A 15,464-nucleotide genomic window follows, 5' to 3' on the forward strand; every position below is an offset into this window, starting at 1 on the left:
GAATGCATAAATGACTGAAAATAAAGTAACACCGGTCATCAGTGCACCGGCTCCCATGACGCCCTTTCAAGAATTTTGGCACTACTTTAAACAAAATAAAGGTGCCGTAGTTGGGTTAATCTATATTGTAATTATGTTGCTTATTGCAGCACTTGCAGGTTTTCTTGCGCCTCATGCCCCCAATGAGCAATTTCGAGATTTCTTATTGGCACCTCCTGTTTGGCAAGAAGGTGGAAGCTGGCAATTTATTCTAGGTACAGATGATGTTGGTCGCGATATTCTTTCGCGCTTAATGTTTGGTGCTCGCCTTTCGTTATTGGTGGGCTGTATCGTTGTTGTGTTATCACTTATTTTAGGGATCATTCTAGGGCTGGCTGCGGGTTACTTCGGTGGTCTTGTGGATATCGGCATTATGCGTGTTGTCGACATCATGCTGGCATTACCTAGTTTATTATTGGCACTAGTATTGGTCGCTATTTTTGGTCCCTCTATTGTTAATGCTTCTATCGCATTAACTTTTGTTGCCTTACCGCATTATGTTCGACTGACTCGAGCCGCTGTTTTAATTGAAGTTAACCGTGACTATGTGATTGCCTCTCGTGTTGCAGGCGCAGGTTCAATGCGTCAAATGTTTATCAATATCTTACCTAACTGCCTTGCGCCTTTAATTGTTCAAGCCTCTTTAGGTTTTTCTAATGCAATCTTAGATATGGCGGCATTGGGCTTTTTAGGTATGGGCGCGCAACCACCAACTCCTGAATGGGGAACCATGTTATCTGATGTGTTGCAGTTTACACAAAGCGCATGGTGGGTTGTGACGTTTCCTGGTCTGGCGATTTTGTTTACCGTATTAGCCTTTAACTTAATGGGTGATGGTTTACGAGATGCGCTTGATCCGAAATTAAAGCAGTAACGGAGTAAGAACATGGCATTACTAAATATTAATCAACTATCTGTTCACTTTGGTGATGAAGATACTCCGTTTAAAGCGGTAGACCGAATTAGCTATCAAGTTGAAGAAGGGCAAGTGGTCGGCATTGTAGGGGAATCTGGTTCGGGTAAATCTGTTAGCTCGTTGGCGATTATGGGGCTTATTGATTTTCCGGGACGAGTGAGTGCACAAGAGCTCTATTTTGATGGTAGAGATCTTATGAAAATCTCTGAATCAGAACGACGCAATTTGGTCGGTGCCGATGTTGCGATGATTTTCCAAGATCCAATGACAAGCTTGAATCCTTGCTTTACGGTTGGCTATCAAATTATGGAAGCGTTAAAAGTCCATCAGGGTGGAAGTCGTAAAACACGTAAACAACGTGCTATCGATCTCTTAACGCTGGTGGGTATTCCTGATCCGGCTTCTCGCTTAGATGTTTATCCACACCAGCTTTCAGGGGGAATGAGTCAGCGTGTTATGATCGCAATGGCGATCGCTTGTCGCCCTAAATTATTGATTGCTGATGAACCGACCACTGCGCTGGATGTGACTATTCAGGCTCAAATCATAGAGCTTTTGCTCGACTTACAAAAACAAGAAAATATGGCACTGGTGTTGATCACTCATGATCTCGCATTAGTGGCAGAAGCTGCAGACACTATTATTGTGATGTATGCGGGGCAAGTCGTGGAATCTGGAAAAGCATCAGAAATTTTTAAAGCGCCTCGCCATCCTTATACTCAAGCATTATTAAGAGCACTCCCAGAGTTCGCGAGTAATAAAGCACGATTAGCATCACTACCGGGCGTTGTACCGGGACGTTATGATCGACCAACAGGTTGTTTACTCAATCCACGTTGCCCATATGCTCATGATGAATGTTATAAGATTGAGCCTGAATTAAAAGAACTAGGAACGCACCGTGTGAAATGTCATACACCGCTAGATAATGCAGGGAGACCTACCCATGGCTGAAGTTAATCCCAATGTATCAACGCCCCTATTAAAAGCGGTTAATTTAGCGAAGTATTACAGCGTAAAAGGCGGGCTTTTCTCAAAAGAGAGAACGGTTAAAGCCCTTGATGGTGTCTCTTTTGAATTAGAGCGCGGTAAAACTTTAGCTGTTGTTGGTGAATCGGGATGTGGCAAATCCACATTAGGTCGATTATTAACGATGATTGAGATCCCTACTTCCGGTGAGCTTTCTTATCGTGGGCAAAATTTGCTAATTAAAGATAAATCGGCTGAGAAGTTACGTCGTCAGAAGATCCAAATTGTGTTTCAAAATCCTTATGGATCATTGAACCCGCGTAAAAAAGTGGGGCAAATTTTAGAAGAACCTCTATTGATCAATACAACACTGAATGCTTCTGAGCGTAAAGAAAAAGTATTATCAATGATGGCTAAAGTTGGATTAAAAACAGAACATTATAGCCGATACCCACATATGTTTTCTGGTGGTCAACGTCAGCGTATTGCTATTGCGCGTGGCTTGATGCTTGATCCAGATATTGTGGTAGCGGATGAACCGGTTTCTGCACTGGATGTATCAGTTCGTGCCCAAGTACTGAATTTAATGATGGATCTGCAACAAGATATGGGGCTCTCTTATGTGTTTATTTCCCATGATCTTTCGGTTGTTGAGCATATCGCCGATGAAGTTATTGTAATGTATTTAGGGCGTTGTGTAGAAAAAGGAACAAAAGCACAAATTTTTGAAAATCCACAGCACCCTTATACGCAGGCATTATTATCAGCAACACCTAGATTGACGCCTGAATTAAGACGAGAGCGCATTAAATTGACGGGCGAATTACCAAGCCCATTAAATCCGCCACCGGGTTGTGCTTTCGCTGCTCGTTGTCGTCGTGCATTTGGACCATGTAGTCAATTACAGCCAACATTAAAAGAGTATGACGGTCAGCTTATTGCTTGTTTTGCCGTGGAGCAAGATAACGCAATAGTTTAAATAAACTCATCTCATTAAATAAGAGCAATATATTGATTTATATTGTTCTTATTTTTTCATTAATAATATTTAATTAATCTTAACTAAATAATCTAATAATGATTTGATAGATATCAAATATTATATTTATGTGAATTTTTTAAAATATAAACTTCAACGATATTAAAGGGAAATAATATTTTCCATTAAGAAATATACTGTGCTTAGAATTGTGTTTTAACTCTGGATTAAGGGTTTAATAGTGTTTAATTTTATATGCTCTGGTGTTTTTTAGTGAATTGTATCTTTTCATTAATATAAAGTAGATTTGTTGTAAATAACAAAGAGAGTAAGATTTTATTTTTATTTTACTATTTTTATATTATAGCTATACTCAAATAATAATAATTATATATTTATCTACTTTCATTTTAATGGATAGGCGCTTTTTATAACGTTATTTTCTTTATTGAGAGTGATACATAATCACAAAAATACAGTATAATCACTCTGATCAGACATGTATATTGGAAATAGCAACGATGAAACCTCATCTTAAACATTCATTAACAATAAAACAGATGGCCGCTGTTGCGGGCGTTACGTTGGTGACTATTGCTATTTTTATCAGTATTCAACTTGTTTATTTGATAGATCAACGTCGTGAAGATTATCAAAATCAGCTTTTTAATGCCGGTGTAAGTATCCAGCAACCACTCGCTGATGCATTGTTACGGTCAGATTTGAACGATGCTAAACAACAGATAGTTGCACTAAAAGCAACGGGGATTTTGGGTAAAGCGATTGTCATGCAACCCGAGAATGTGCAAGTAATGAATTTAGATTTTGCACCTAAAAAAGAAGTCTCTGAATTTTCAAGTTGGCTTTTTGGTATTCCCGTTGAAGCTGTTATTCCTTTACAGCCATTAGGTATTACTTCAACAGATGATAAGTCCTATAGTGGTCATCTCATTTTGCAGGCTGACACAAACCGTTTTTATCGTTTTGCCAGTAATACTGTTGCATTGATGCTAACAACATATCTGTTGATGGGGCTTATTCTGACGGTTGCTATTAGTTGGTGTATTAATCGTATTGTTGTAAAACCTTTACGCCAAATCGCCGTCACCCTCAATAAAGATAGCCAAGTTTCAGCGTTATCTTGTCCAAAATCACATTGTGATGATGAGATTGGTTTGCTGGTTAAAGGATATAATCATCAAAAATCTGATCAAAAATTGCCGAAGGCCTGAACCTTCTTACGCCATAATGAGTCTAATCACTATAGTGATTTCATTTCATGTTTCTGTGGTGATAAAGAATGATAATACAAAAAATAGACATCCAACATCTAACATGTCTTTTGGCACTTATTGTTAAACCTCATAAGTGGTTTAATACCAAGGATTAATACAACAGAGGTTCACATGCAGGGTGTAATGACACGAATTTTATTGGGAAGCGTTATGTTCGGCGCTGTTGTTTGCCAAGTTCAAGCAGAGGCTTTACAGCCTGATCCAGCTTGGCAAGAAGGGCGACTAGCAAATGGCTTTCAGTGGCAAATCTTACAAACACCGCAACGCCCAAATGATAGAATACAGATCCGTTTATTAGTCAATACGGGGTCTTTATCAGAAAAAAGCAGTGAAACGGGTTTTTCATCCTTGGTGTCCAAACTCAACGTTTTGGAAAATACAGGTTTAACGCCAGAAAAACGCGATAATCTATGGAAAAATGCGTTAGATCCTGACTATCCGTTACCTCCAATGATCGTTTCATACGATTTTACTGTTTATAATCTAAGTTTACCGAACAACCAGCCTGAGCTGTTAAAGGATGCTTTTGCATTATTAGCAGGTATTGCTAAACCTGCACAATATACAGAAAATGCAGTTCGTAACGCAGTTCAATCTCCACTTCCGATTGCAACATTTCCTCTTAATATTGAAGATCCTATCTGGCGCTCACGTCTTGAAGGTTCTAATTTAAAAGGTCACAATCCGGGCAAACCCGTTAATCAATCTGTAAATACTAAAGAGTTGTCGGATTACCAACAGCGTTGGTATACCCCAGATATGATGACGCTTTATGTTGCAGGTAATGTTGATAATCGAGTATTGACTGAAAGTATTAATCAGGCTTTTTCATCTCTATCAGGAAAACGTGTAACACCAGTTCCAGTCCCTATTCTTGCTGATATGAAACCTGAAACGTTATATGTGCAAGAACCTATGCGTGCAAAAGACCAGATTGCTTTAATTTGGGATTTAGATTGGTCGCCAGTAAAAGACTCTGACACGTTAAATAAATATTGGTTAAGTGATTTAGCTCGTGAAGTAATTTTCGTACATTTAGGTCGTAGTCTTGAACAACGCAAAGAAAACGACAGCACTCAAATTAACATTGATTGCCGAGTACAATATCAGCGTGCAAGTTGTTCTTTAAATCTTGATACTGCCACAGCACACATTCCTGCATTAGCATCATGGGTAGGAGAAGAATTAGGTCGCTTGCGTAACCAAGGTATTAGCGATGAGTTGTACCAAGAGCTTCAACAAGAGAAACAACTTCAATTAACTCAGTTGTTTGCGCGTTATGCAAAAACCAGTACGGCTATTTTAATTAATCAGCGTCTGTTATCACAACAAAGCAATATTATTGATATTCCACCTGAACAATATCAGCGTTTACGCCAAGCATTTTTAGCCGGCTTAACAAAAGAGACGTTAAATCAGGAACTTTCAAGAATTTTATCTGAAGATATTGCTTTTGTACTAACGCAAAGTGGTGAAACGCCAACCGTAAATCTAGGTGAGTTACGTATTCAATTTGAAAAGCAAGTTCATCCAGAAACGGCAAATACACCAGCTCCTGTTGCAACTAATGCTACACCAAAATAAAGCAGTTGAAACCCCTGCGGTAACAACTCCAGTGGTGGAAACAACACCGACGAAGAAATCGTAATAAAACAGAGATAGGCTGATATTGAAAAAATATCAGCCATAAAGCAAATAAAAAGCCAAAAGTGTTATTTCTATATTTGAAGTGACCCCAAATTTTTGGCTTTTTATTTGTTTGATCTTAAAGACGTTTAAACGCTTCTTTAATAATAGCTATCAAATCTTCACGGCTATTTCTCTGGGTTGTAAAACCTGCAATAGCAATCTGTTTTTCAGGTAAATAATAAGCTACCGAGCCCCAGTAACCAAGGTGATAGTAAAGTGTGCCTAGGCTAGTTTCTTCAGCCATTAAACCTAAACGGTAATTTGCAGCACCAGTATGCGAGCCTTGCCATTTCATCTCTTTCAAGGTTGAGGGATGTAAGTAAACTCTATCTTCGAAGAGATCAGCTGTAAATTCAGCTAATTCAAGGGTTGTCATCACAAGCCCGCCACCGCCAAAAGCGTCCATTGAAGGATCAATATGAGTACCTTCATGCTCACCTGTAAATTGTCTAGCGCGCGCTTTAGGGGGCTTAGGTTGTAGCTCCAAACCTTCCCACCATGTTTGTGGTAAATTTAAGTCTTGAAAATGCAATAATTCACGAACGGCGATGGCCATATTTTTTCTCATAAACTGAGAAAGAATATCACCTAACAAAATGTAGCCTGTATCTGAATAAATAAAGCGTTTTCCTGCTGGGATAATGGGAAAACCTTGTTGAGCATAGCGTGCTATTTGCTCTTCTCGTGTCCATTTATGAGAGGGATCTTTAATCACCTCTTCAAGGTAAGCTTCATTTGCATGATCGAATAAACCACTACTGTGGCTTAATAAATGACGTAGTGTAATGGTTTTGAGATCATACCCTAGCTCTAATAATGTCTGTTGATAATTAGCACTTAAATACTTAGTTATGTCATCATCAAGGGATAGAGCATCTTGTTCCCATAAACGTAAAAAAGCGGCAGCAAGAAAGGTTTTTGTATTACTAGCGATTCGAAAAGGCGTATCTACAGTTAATTTTTTCTGGGTACTTTCGTCAGCAAATCCGTGTGCCATACCAAAGGGGTATTGAATACCAGCACCTGTGATATAGATAGCACTTGCTGAAGGTAAGGCATGAAAAGCATCAGTCATTGATTGAACCATAGTTACTTCCTTATCTGTCAGGAAAATAAATCAGCAAAAAGGGTGTACTTGGCACCCTTTATTTATATTGCAGAACTCTTTATTTACTTTTTGTTGCTGCTCGTAATTCTGTTACTGTTTTACCGCCTATTCCCCAGTTGTCTGTTTCAACTTCATCAATTACCACAACAGTGGTTGCTGGGTTTTTGCCTAATACATCAACTAAAAGTTGTGTCGCACCTGCAATAAGTTGCTCTTTTTGCTCTGCGGTTGCACCTTCGCGTGTAATTTTAATATTAACGTATGGCATTGTTTTTCCTTATTACGCTATTTATAGGCGGTTAATGCAGGGAATTAACCATATAGTTTTATCATAAAGTTAAGATGTTGATTGCGTTTCAGCCAACTGTTCTTTACGCATATTTGGGCCATCAGTAGCGATCCACGCGGCACAAAAGAGCGTTAATCGGGCAAAAAAGTAGAAAAAAGCCATTAAACCTATCACTGAACCAAATGCAGCACCTGATGGTGAGCTTGCGATTTTGGGTAGCATCCATGTCATTACCGATTTCAATATTTCAAAACCAATGGCAGCGATAAGAGTGCCTTTAATAAGTGAAATACGCTTTGGCTGGTGGCGAGGTAGGATCCACAATATCCATAAAAATAGTAAATAGTTTGCAGTAATAGAAATGGTTAAGCCGATTGTTGTCCATGCGGGGGTTAGCCATTCAATACCGTCTAATCCCAATGTATGAACAATCATCCTTTGGGCCGAACCTGCCACTGAAGTAAGCGTAATCGTGACAATTAACGCAAAAAGTAAGCCAATTAGCGCTAAAAAGTCACGAAAATAGCGGAAATAGATTTTTTCTTGCTCTTCTTTATTTCTTTCCCATACGGGGCGAGATTGCGCCAAAATGGCTTGGCGTAAATTACCCACCCAATTGACACCAGAATAAAGTGCAATCGCTAAACCGGTTAAACCAACCGTTGTACGCTGGCGAACTGCGGTATCAATACTCTGTTGAACTGTGGATGCAAGCGTTGGATCATCAATACTATTTGCAACACCTGTAATTAATTTAGCGAGTAAATCTGGGTTTGAGGCTAAAACGAAACCCGCACAAGCAAAGGAGAGCATTAATACAGGGATTAATGATAAAAATGAAAAATAGGTAATAGCGGCACCAAACTGATTTCCCATTCTGTCAGTAAAGCGTTCGGCGGTGCGAATTAGATGTGCAATAAAAGGAATGTTAGTAATAAAATTACTGATTTTTATCCCAACACCAATGGCTTTTTTTCCGCCGTGAAGCCCTTTTTCCAGCCCTTTCTTGAGTGGCTGAGTCAGTTGAGTTTTTTCATTTTCTGTTTTGGGTTGATGCTCTTCTGACATATATCCTCTTTAATTAGATCTGTCCATTTTTAATAACTGAGTGTCACTACTATAGTTTTCATTCAAAAATATCATAGCTTAATTTCTATTACACACCTTATGCTTATTGTAATTAGCCACTGATTTAGGAGATGTATTTGTTTGTTCTGGCTTAAGTGTAGATGATGCACTATCAAAAGGCGTAGATAATCTTGTACTTAATAAAGAATAAAAAACCAATACAGCAATTCTGAAATTAAGTTTAGTTTAATAAGAGAATGGCTACTCACTTATTGTTTTATTCTGTATTTCACAGTCAAATAAGGAGTAGGCATTAATTACTGATGACAACTACTTTGTCAGTAGATTTAATTCTGCTTCAATTGCTTTTAAATCTGCCTTTTCTTCAGCCAGTTTTCTTTCTTGCTTAGCAATTTTGTCTACATCACCTTTAAGTTGTGCTTCTTTTAATTCAAGTTCGCGCTCTTTAACATCAAGTTGTTTTTCGCGTAATTCAAGGCGTGTATTTTCAACCACTTTTTCAGGTGTGCAATAACGTTCAACATTTTGCAATGCTCGCTCTAAACCTTGGATACGATATTGATTACCATGTGCTTTTGCATATTCCATCTGTTTTTGGATATTCTGTTTTTTTATCTCACAGCCATTGGCTGGTCTATCTGCATAAGCATTGCTTGCGAGTAAACTTAAAGTTATGGCTGTAAAAAGTAATTTTTTCATCTTTATACCCTATTTAAACTTAAGTGAAATATAGACTTATCATAACGGCTGAATGCTAAGACACAACGTTTCTTTCGCTTTCAATGAAGAAGTTCGGCTTTTTCTGATACACTGAGTTTAATCACGATTTCAGAGTAAATTAATTACTAAGCTATACTTATTTCTAACGGAAGATAAAGAATGCTGAGCTATCGCCATAGTTTCCATGCTGGCAACCACGCCGATGTTTTAAAACATATTGTTCAAACACTCATCATTGAGTCTTTAAAAGAGAAAGAGAAACCTTTTCTTTATCTTGATACTCATGCTGGCGCTGGACGTTATCAATTAACCAATGCTCACGCGACTCGTACTGGCGAATATTTAGAGGGGATCGCACGCTTATGGCAACAAGAAGAGGTGCCTGAGCTTATTTTGCCTTACCTCGAAGCGGTTGGAGAATTAAACGCAAGCGGAGAATTGCGTTATTACCCAGGATCTCCTTTATTAGCGGGTAAATTACTAAGAGAACAAGATTCCTTAGTACTAACAGAATTACATCCAACGGATTTTCCTTTATTACGTACTGAATTCTCTCGTGACGAGCGAGCTAGAGTTTCTCGTGAAGATGGGTTTGGTCAATTGAAATCTAAGTTACCGCCTTCAAGCCGTCGCGGATTCGCATTAATTGATCCTCCTTATGAACTTAAACAAGACTATTCTGCTGTTGTTAAAGGTGTTGTTGACGGTCATAAACGTTTTGCGACAGGAACTTATGCGATTTGGTATCCAGTTGTTCATCGTCAGCAAATTAAACGTATGTTAAAAGAGCTTGAAGCAACAGGGATCCGTAAGATTTTACAAATCGAATTAGCAGTAAAACCCGATAGTGATCAACTTGGAATGACGGCATCAGGTATGATTGTGATTAATCCACCTTGGAAATTAGAATCACAAATGAAATCAATACTCCCGTGGTTACATAAAACTTTAGTTCCTGAGGGTATTGGGCATACATTAGTTGAGTGGGTTGTACCAGAATAAGCATCTTTATTATTGTTTTTGCCTATTACTGTAAAAGCTAAAATCTGACGTGCTATGTTTTAAATTTTGTCATAATAGACATCATGATATGAAAGACTTAGCCTGTGAGTTACCTATTTTTCTACAGATAAATGGATCAGAGAAATGACGAGCAAACATTACGATTATATCGCCATCGGTGGCGGTAGTGGCGGTATTGCATCAATTAATAGAGCAGCAATGTATGGTCAAAAATGTGCATTAATTGAAGCGAAAGCATTAGGTGGCACTTGTGTAAACGTGGGTTGTGTACCTAAAAAAGTGATGTGGCATGCAGCGCAAATTGCCGAAGCTATTCATCAATACGGCCCTGATTATGGTTTTGATACCACAGTGAACCGTTTTGATTGGGATACTCTCATCAGTAGCCGTTCTGCTTATATTGACCGTATTCATCAATCTTATGACCGTGTCTTAGGCAATAACAAAGTTGATGTTATCCAAGGGTTTGCTCGTTTTGTTGATGCCAATACTATTGAAGTGAATGGTGAGAAGATCACTGCTGATAATATTCTGATTGCAACAGGGGGTCGTCCTGTTCAACCTAATATTCCGGGCGCTGAGTATGGTATTAATTCTGATGGCTTCTTTGAATTAAAAGCTTTACCAAAACGCGTTGCAGTTGTTGGTGCCGGTTATATTGCTGTTGAACTTGCAGGTGTGTTAAATGCTCTAGGCAGCGAAACACATCTATTTGTACGTAAACATGCACCACTGCGTAATTTCGACCCATTAATCGTTGAAACACTGTTAGAAGTGATGGAAACCGAAGGGCCTAAGTTACATACACATGCTATTCCTAAAGCTGTGATTAAAAATGCAGATGGAAGTTTAACGCTACAACTAGAAAACGGCACAGAGCAGACAGTTGATACCTTAATCTGGGCAATTGGTCGTGAACCTGCAACAGATAACCTGAATCTGGCAGTAACGGGCGTTGAGTTAAATGAAAAAGGCTATATCAAAGTCGATAAATTCCAAAATACCAATGTAAAAGGAATTTATGCTGTTGGCGATAATACAGGGGCGGTTGAATTAACGCCTGTTGCTGTTGCTGCAGGACGTCGTTTGTCAGAGCGTTTATTTAACAACAAACCTAACGAACACTTAGACTATTCAAATATCCCAACTGTTGTATTTAGCCATCCTGCTATTGGTACTGTTGGTTTAACAGAGCCTCAAGCAGTTGAGCAATACGGTGCTGATCAAGTCAAAGTATACAAATCATCTTTCACAGCAATGTATAGTGCTGTGACTCGTCATCGTCAACCATGTCGTATGAAGTTGGTTTGTGTTGGTGCAGACGAAAAAATCGTGGGTATTCACGGTATTGGTTTTGGTATGGATGAAATGCTACAAGGTTTTGCGGTTGCACTGAAAATGGGCGCAACGAAGAAAGACTTTGATGATACTGTGGCAATCCACCCAACTGCAGCAGAAGAATTTGTTACGATGAGATAAGCTATTTCCATTTATATAGCTTAAGCTTATTTTCATTATTACGTAAAAAGCTAGAGTTAACTCTCTGGCTTTTTTTATTGTAAATTTGTACTGATCCCCGTTTTGTTTCGAACTCAAACATCTTCTTTTCTACGTATTTTCCAAAAAGCATATTCGTCTACAAACTAACCAATAAACCAGTTAGTAAGTAAAGTCACTTATTTTGTAAAAAAAAGGTTATTACTTAGTCGATATCCTCTTTTTATTTTATGCATTTGTGCGATGGATTTTGCTTGTTTTGTAAACAAATATTGACAGGTTTACAGACTGATTTGTATCTAAATGTTAATTAAATAAACATTTATATTTTTTATTAATAATTTTAAGTTTGGTAATTATATCTTTATTTATCAGTAGTTAACTGAAATTTACTCAAGGGGGAGATGTCTTTAGATGATGTTTTCTTATGAGAAAAAGCGATTGAAGTAACCATATTTTATCTATGGATATTGTTGCTGATATAAATGATTAACAAATAATTATAATTATTAACAATATAATGAACTATGATATTATCCACTTTTAAAGATACAAATTAATAACATTATAAATATAAATGGTAAATCCATTACTGAGGTAGAAGATGAAAATTTCAAGGAGAAAGCTGCTTTTAGGTGTTGGTGCTGCGGGCGTTTTAGCTGGTGGTGCTGCGTTAGTTCCAATGGTTCGCCGCGATGGCAAATTCGTTGAAACTAAATCTAGAGTATCATTTGTCGAAGGTACAGAGGGTGCTCTGCCTAAAGAGTCTGATGCAGTGATTATTGGTGGTGGTATCCAAGGTATTATGACCGCTATCAACCTTGCAGAACGTGGCATGAGTGTCACTATTTTAGAAAAAGGCGAGATTGGCGGTGAACAATCGGGCCGAGCATACAGCCAAATTATTAGTTATCAGACATCACCAGAAATTTTCCCATTACACCATTACGGGAAAATCTTATGGCGTGGAATGAACGAGAAAATTGGTGCTGATACCAGTTATCGTACACAAGGTCGTGTAGAAGCCCTTGCTGATGAAAAAGCGTTTGATAAAGCTCAAGCGTGGATCAAAACAGCAAAAGAAACGGCTGGATTTGATACACCATTAAATACTCGCATTATTAAAGGTGAAGAGCTATCAAACCGTCTTGTTGGTGCGCAAACACCATGGACTGTAGCCGCTTTTGAAGAAGACTCAGGTTCTGTTGATCCAGAAACGGGAACTCCTGCATTAGCTCGCTACGCTAAGCAAATCGGCGTAAAAATCTACACCAACTGCGCGGTAAGAGGCATCGAAACTGCGGGTGGTAAAATTTCTGATGTTGTAACAGAAAAAGGCGCAATTAGAACATCTCACGTTGTTCTTGCGGGTGGTATTTGGTCACGTTTATTTATGGGTAACATGGGCATTGATATTCCAACGCTGAATGTTTACTTATCACAACAACGTGTATCAGGCGTTCCGGGCGCACCTCGTGGCAACGTGCATTTACCAAATGGTATTCACTTCCGTGAACAAGCCGATGGTACTTATGCTGTCGCACCACGTATTTTCACAAGTTCTATCGTGAAAGATAGCTTCTTGTTAGGGCCTAAGTTCATGCACCTGTTAGGTGGTGGTGAGCTGCCATTAGAATTCTCTATCGGTGAAGATTTATTTAATTCATTCAAGATGGCAACATCTTGGAAATTAGATGAAAAAACACCGTTTGAACAATATCGTATTGCAACAGCAACACAAAATACTGAGCACTTAGATGCTGTATTCCAAAGAATGAAAGCAGAATTCCCAGTATTTGAAAAATCACAAGTTGTTGAACGTTGGGGTGCTGTTGTTAGCCCAACATTTGATGAATTACCAATTATTTCTGAGGTCAAAGAATACCCAGGTCTGGTTATCAATACCGCGACAGTATGGGGTATGACCGAAGGCCCAGCAGCAGGTGAAGTGACTGCTGATATCGTAACGGGCAAAAAACCAGTTATTGATCCAACGCCATTTAGTATGGATCGTTTTAAGAAATAAGTAACCCCTTGTTTTACTGTAAATTAAACATATTAAGGAGTTTTCATGCGCTATAAAAGTTTACTTGTTGCCCTACCTTTTATTTTTGGTGTAGCAAGTGCGAATGCGGAGGGTGTTGTGCACCATAAATTAAACGGTATGCCTATTTCGGAATCTGTTGAAGTTAGTGCAGGTAACAACCTTGTTTTCTTAAGCGGAAAAGTACCTGCTAAGAAATCAGCAGATGCGCCAGAAGGTGTATTAGCTTCTTATGGTAACACTGAAGAACAAACTATCAGTGTATTAGAGCAAATCAAAACTCACTTGAATGAACTTGGCTTAGACATGAAAGACGTTGTTAAAATGCAAGTCTTCTTAGTCGGTGGTGAAGAAACTAAAGGTGAGATGGACTTTAAAGGCTTTATGGACGGTTATTCTAAGTACTTTGATGCTTCGAAAACTGAACAACTGCCAGCTCGTTCAACGTTCCAAATCGCTAAACTGGCAAATCCAGCATGGCGTGTAGAAATTGAAGTTATCGCTGTTCGTCCTGCAAAATAAGAACGGTAGCTTTTACTCAATTTTGAAGTAAAACATAATCGAATAAAACGCCAAAGAGGGGCAACTTTCTTTGGCGTTTTTTATGGTATTGGTAGGGGTACCAAAACAATGTGCTGAAAATTAAAAGAAAATTTTGAAAAAACTGAAGTATTAAGACAAAGTGTTATTACATTTTAATTTTACAAGATTTAACTACTTTCACCTTGAATAAACTTCACTGGAATAACAGAGACGCTATCTGTTATTTCTTTATTCTCAATTAATGCACTAATCACTTCTACGCTTTTTTCAGCTAATCGTTCAAAGGGTTGTTCAATACAAGTTAATTGGCGCAGTGTCTGATTTAGCCAAGGGCTTCCATCGTAAGCAACGATTTTTAATTGTTCTGGAATGGCAATGTTTCGTCTTGTTGCTTCATTAAATAATGCCATTGCTGGAATATCAGCGGCAAAAATGGCATCAATATCTGAATGCACAGAAAGTATTTTTGTGGCAAAAGAGTGAAAATAATCTTTCTCCTCTTCTTTCCAATTTACTTTGCATGGAATAGGTTTAATACCTGCCTGAATAAGCGTTTCTTTAAAAGCTAAACAGCTTTGATATGAAGGTGTTGATGATAAATAACTTGAGTTATCTTCAATATAGAGGATTTTTTGGCAACCTTTTTGAATAAGGTGTTCCGCTGCTAATCGACCGCCAGTATGGTGAGCAGAGCAAACTAATGGAATATCACGAAGATGACGATCGAGTGTTACCACAGGCCTTTGAATATGTTGATATTCACTATCATCCAATAACAGATATTCTGCAATAATACCGTCGATCTGACCGCGTTTAAGCATATCAAAAAATATACGTTCGCGTACTTTGCTATTTTGTGTTGCACATAACATCATGCTATAGCCATTTTCAGCGAGCTTATTCTCAATAAAACGGGTTACTGTCGCAAAATAAGGGTATTCAAGGCTATTAATAATAACACCAACAACGGCACTTTTTTGTTGATATAAATTTCTTAGCCAAGTATCAGGAATATAATCTAATTCCTCTACCGCTTTCTTTATTTTTTCTCGTGCAGCTTGAGATACATAACCACTGTTATTTAATGCTCTAGAGACAGTACTTGCTGCGACATTGGCTTTTTTTGCGACATCACGGATCCCGGCCATTGAGTATGCTGTTGCTCCTTTCAATTAGTTGATGACCTAATATATCTTAATATGATTATGACAAACCCATCTTTATTGAGGTAATTGTGTTTTTTTAGTATGAGCCATTTCACATT

The 15,464-nt window shown here is 38.3% G+C and carries 14 protein-coding genes; 9 read left to right on the forward strand and 5 right to left on the reverse strand.

The features are described 5' to 3' along the window. Nucleotides 1–10 precede the first annotated feature (10 nt). The 5 genes from dppC (at nucleotide 11) to ABN236_RS14755 (ending at nucleotide 5,782) form a co-directional block, all read left to right on the forward strand. Nucleotides 11–913, forward strand: coding sequence for a dipeptide ABC transporter permease DppC (dppC, locus tag ABN236_RS14735; protein WP_088494351.1), 903 nt, complete (start codon nucleotides 11–13; stop codon nucleotides 911–913). A 12-nt stretch (nucleotides 914–925) separates the two neighbouring features. Further along, nucleotides 926–1,909 carry a dipeptide ABC transporter ATP-binding protein gene (gene dppD / locus ABN236_RS14740; RefSeq protein WP_194951381.1) on the forward strand — a complete coding sequence of 328 codons (984 nt, stop codon included), beginning with the start codon at nucleotides 926–928 and terminating at the stop codon, nucleotides 1,907–1,909. Next, nucleotides 1,902–2,903 (forward strand): dipeptide ABC transporter ATP-binding subunit DppF, encoded by a 1,002-nt coding sequence (gene dppF / locus ABN236_RS14745; protein ID WP_088494353.1) that lies wholly within the window; start codon nucleotides 1,902–1,904, stop codon nucleotides 2,901–2,903. Before dppD ends, dppF begins: the two co-directional genes overlap by 8 nt. A 521-nt stretch (nucleotides 2,904–3,424) precedes the next feature. Next, nucleotides 3,425–4,135, forward strand: coding sequence for a HAMP domain-containing protein (locus tag ABN236_RS14750; protein ID WP_349474316.1), 711 nt, complete (start codon nucleotides 3,425–3,427; stop codon nucleotides 4,133–4,135). Nucleotides 4,136–4,309: 174 nt separating this feature from the next. Further along, nucleotides 4,310–5,782, forward strand: coding sequence for an insulinase family protein (locus ABN236_RS14755; RefSeq protein WP_088494355.1), 1,473 nt, complete (start codon nucleotides 4,310–4,312; stop codon nucleotides 5,780–5,782). Nucleotides 5,783–5,963: 181 nt separating this feature from the next. Here the strand turns inward: ABN236_RS14755 and ABN236_RS14760 are convergent, their stop codons facing one another. The 4 genes from ABN236_RS14760 to ABN236_RS14775 all read right to left on the reverse strand — a co-directional run bounded on the left by ABN236_RS14760 (nucleotide 5,964) and on the right by ABN236_RS14775 (nucleotide 9,072). Continuing rightward, nucleotides 5,964–6,974 carry a serine hydrolase domain-containing protein gene (locus tag ABN236_RS14760; RefSeq protein ID WP_194951379.1) on the reverse strand — a complete coding sequence of 337 codons (1,011 nt, stop codon included), beginning with the start codon at nucleotides 6,972–6,974 and terminating at the stop codon, nucleotides 5,964–5,966. A gap of 79 nt (nucleotides 6,975–7,053) precedes the next feature. Beyond that, entirely contained in the window at nucleotides 7,054–7,263 is a 210-nt protein-coding gene (locus ABN236_RS14765) for a 2-hydroxymuconate tautomerase family protein (protein WP_006534633.1), read from the reverse strand. 69 nt (nucleotides 7,264–7,332) lie between these two features. Beyond that, the gene (gene yhjD / locus ABN236_RS14770) at nucleotides 7,333–8,352 is read right to left on the reverse strand and encodes an inner membrane protein YhjD (RefSeq protein ID WP_194951378.1); all 1,020 of its coding nucleotides are present in this window, start codon (nucleotides 8,350–8,352) and stop codon (nucleotides 7,333–7,335) included. Between the two features lie 330 nt (nucleotides 8,353–8,682). Further along, nucleotides 8,683–9,072 (reverse strand): DUF1090 domain-containing protein, encoded by a 390-nt coding sequence (locus tag ABN236_RS14775; RefSeq protein ID WP_270756465.1) that lies wholly within the window; start codon nucleotides 9,070–9,072, stop codon nucleotides 8,683–8,685. Between the two features lie 180 nt (nucleotides 9,073–9,252). Between ABN236_RS14775 and ABN236_RS14780 the strand changes: the two genes are divergently transcribed. The 4 genes from ABN236_RS14780 (at nucleotide 9,253) to ABN236_RS14795 (ending at nucleotide 14,179) form a co-directional block, all read left to right on the forward strand. Continuing rightward, nucleotides 9,253–10,095 (forward strand): 23S rRNA (adenine(2030)-N(6))-methyltransferase RlmJ, encoded by an 843-nt coding sequence (locus tag ABN236_RS14780; RefSeq protein WP_088494359.1) that lies wholly within the window; start codon nucleotides 9,253–9,255, stop codon nucleotides 10,093–10,095. Nucleotides 10,096–10,239: 144 nt separating this feature from the next. Continuing rightward, a complete protein-coding gene (gene gorA / locus ABN236_RS14785) occupies nucleotides 10,240–11,595 on the forward strand; it encodes a glutathione-disulfide reductase (protein ID WP_099075969.1) in 1,356 nt (451 codons plus the stop codon). A gap of 622 nt (nucleotides 11,596–12,217) precedes the next feature. Further along, complete coding sequence (locus tag ABN236_RS14790) at nucleotides 12,218–13,639, forward strand: NAD(P)/FAD-dependent oxidoreductase (RefSeq protein WP_088494361.1); 1,422 nt, start codon at nucleotides 12,218–12,220, stop codon at nucleotides 13,637–13,639. Between the two features lie 45 nt (nucleotides 13,640–13,684). Beyond that, nucleotides 13,685–14,179: a RidA family protein gene (locus tag ABN236_RS14795; protein ID WP_069369589.1), complete on the forward strand. Its 495-nt coding sequence runs from the start codon at nucleotides 13,685–13,687 to the stop codon at nucleotides 14,177–14,179. Between the two features lie 188 nt (nucleotides 14,180–14,367). On the opposite strand, the gene ABN236_RS14800 is transcribed toward ABN236_RS14795, so the two are convergent. Beyond that, nucleotides 14,368–15,348, reverse strand: coding sequence for a LacI family DNA-binding transcriptional regulator (locus ABN236_RS14800; RefSeq protein WP_349474317.1), 981 nt, complete (start codon nucleotides 15,346–15,348; stop codon nucleotides 14,368–14,370). Nucleotides 15,349–15,464 lie beyond the last annotated feature (116 nt).

Origin of the sequence: Proteus sp. fly-1013, from assembly GCF_040140245.1 — a bacterium.
GTDB lineage: Bacteria > Pseudomonadota > Gammaproteobacteria > Enterobacterales > Enterobacteriaceae > Proteus > Proteus mirabilis_B.

Bases quoted from the DNA above. Each gene is read 5' to 3' on its own strand.
- dppC (WP_088494351.1), top strand. From the start codon at position 11: ATGACTGAAAATAAAGTAACACCGGTCATCAGTGCACCGGCTCCCATG.
- dppD (WP_194951381.1), top strand. From the start codon at position 926: ATGGCATTACTAAATATTAATCAACTATCTGTTCACTTTGGTGATGAA.
- dppF (WP_088494353.1), top strand. From the start codon at position 1,902: ATGGCTGAAGTTAATCCCAATGTATCAACGCCCCTATTAAAAGCGGTT.
- ABN236_RS14750 (WP_349474316.1), top strand. From the start codon at position 3,425: ATGAAACCTCATCTTAAACATTCATTAACAATAAAACAGATGGCCGCT.
- ABN236_RS14755 (WP_088494355.1), top strand. From the start codon at position 4,310: ATGCAGGGTGTAATGACACGAATTTTATTGGGAAGCGTTATGTTCGGC.
- ABN236_RS14760 (WP_194951379.1), bottom strand. From the start codon at position 6,974: ATGGTTCAATCAATGACTGATGCTTTTCATGCCTTACCTTCAGCAAGT.
- ABN236_RS14765 (WP_006534633.1), bottom strand. From the start codon at position 7,263: ATGCCATACGTTAATATTAAAATTACACGCGAAGGTGCAACCGCAGAG.
- yhjD (WP_194951378.1), bottom strand. From the start codon at position 8,352: ATGTCAGAAGAGCATCAACCCAAAACAGAAAATGAAAAAACTCAACTG.
- ABN236_RS14775 (WP_270756465.1), bottom strand. From the start codon at position 9,072: ATGAAAAAATTACTTTTTACAGCCATAACTTTAAGTTTACTCGCAAGC.
- ABN236_RS14780 (WP_088494359.1), top strand. From the start codon at position 9,253: ATGCTGAGCTATCGCCATAGTTTCCATGCTGGCAACCACGCCGATGTT.
- gorA (WP_099075969.1), top strand. From the start codon at position 10,240: ATGACGAGCAAACATTACGATTATATCGCCATCGGTGGCGGTAGTGGC.
- ABN236_RS14790 (WP_088494361.1), top strand. From the start codon at position 12,218: ATGAAAATTTCAAGGAGAAAGCTGCTTTTAGGTGTTGGTGCTGCGGGC.
- ABN236_RS14795 (WP_069369589.1), top strand. From the start codon at position 13,685: ATGCGCTATAAAAGTTTACTTGTTGCCCTACCTTTTATTTTTGGTGTA.
- ABN236_RS14800 (WP_349474317.1), bottom strand. From the start codon at position 15,348: ATGGCCGGGATCCGTGATGTCGCAAAAAAAGCCAATGTCGCAGCAAGT.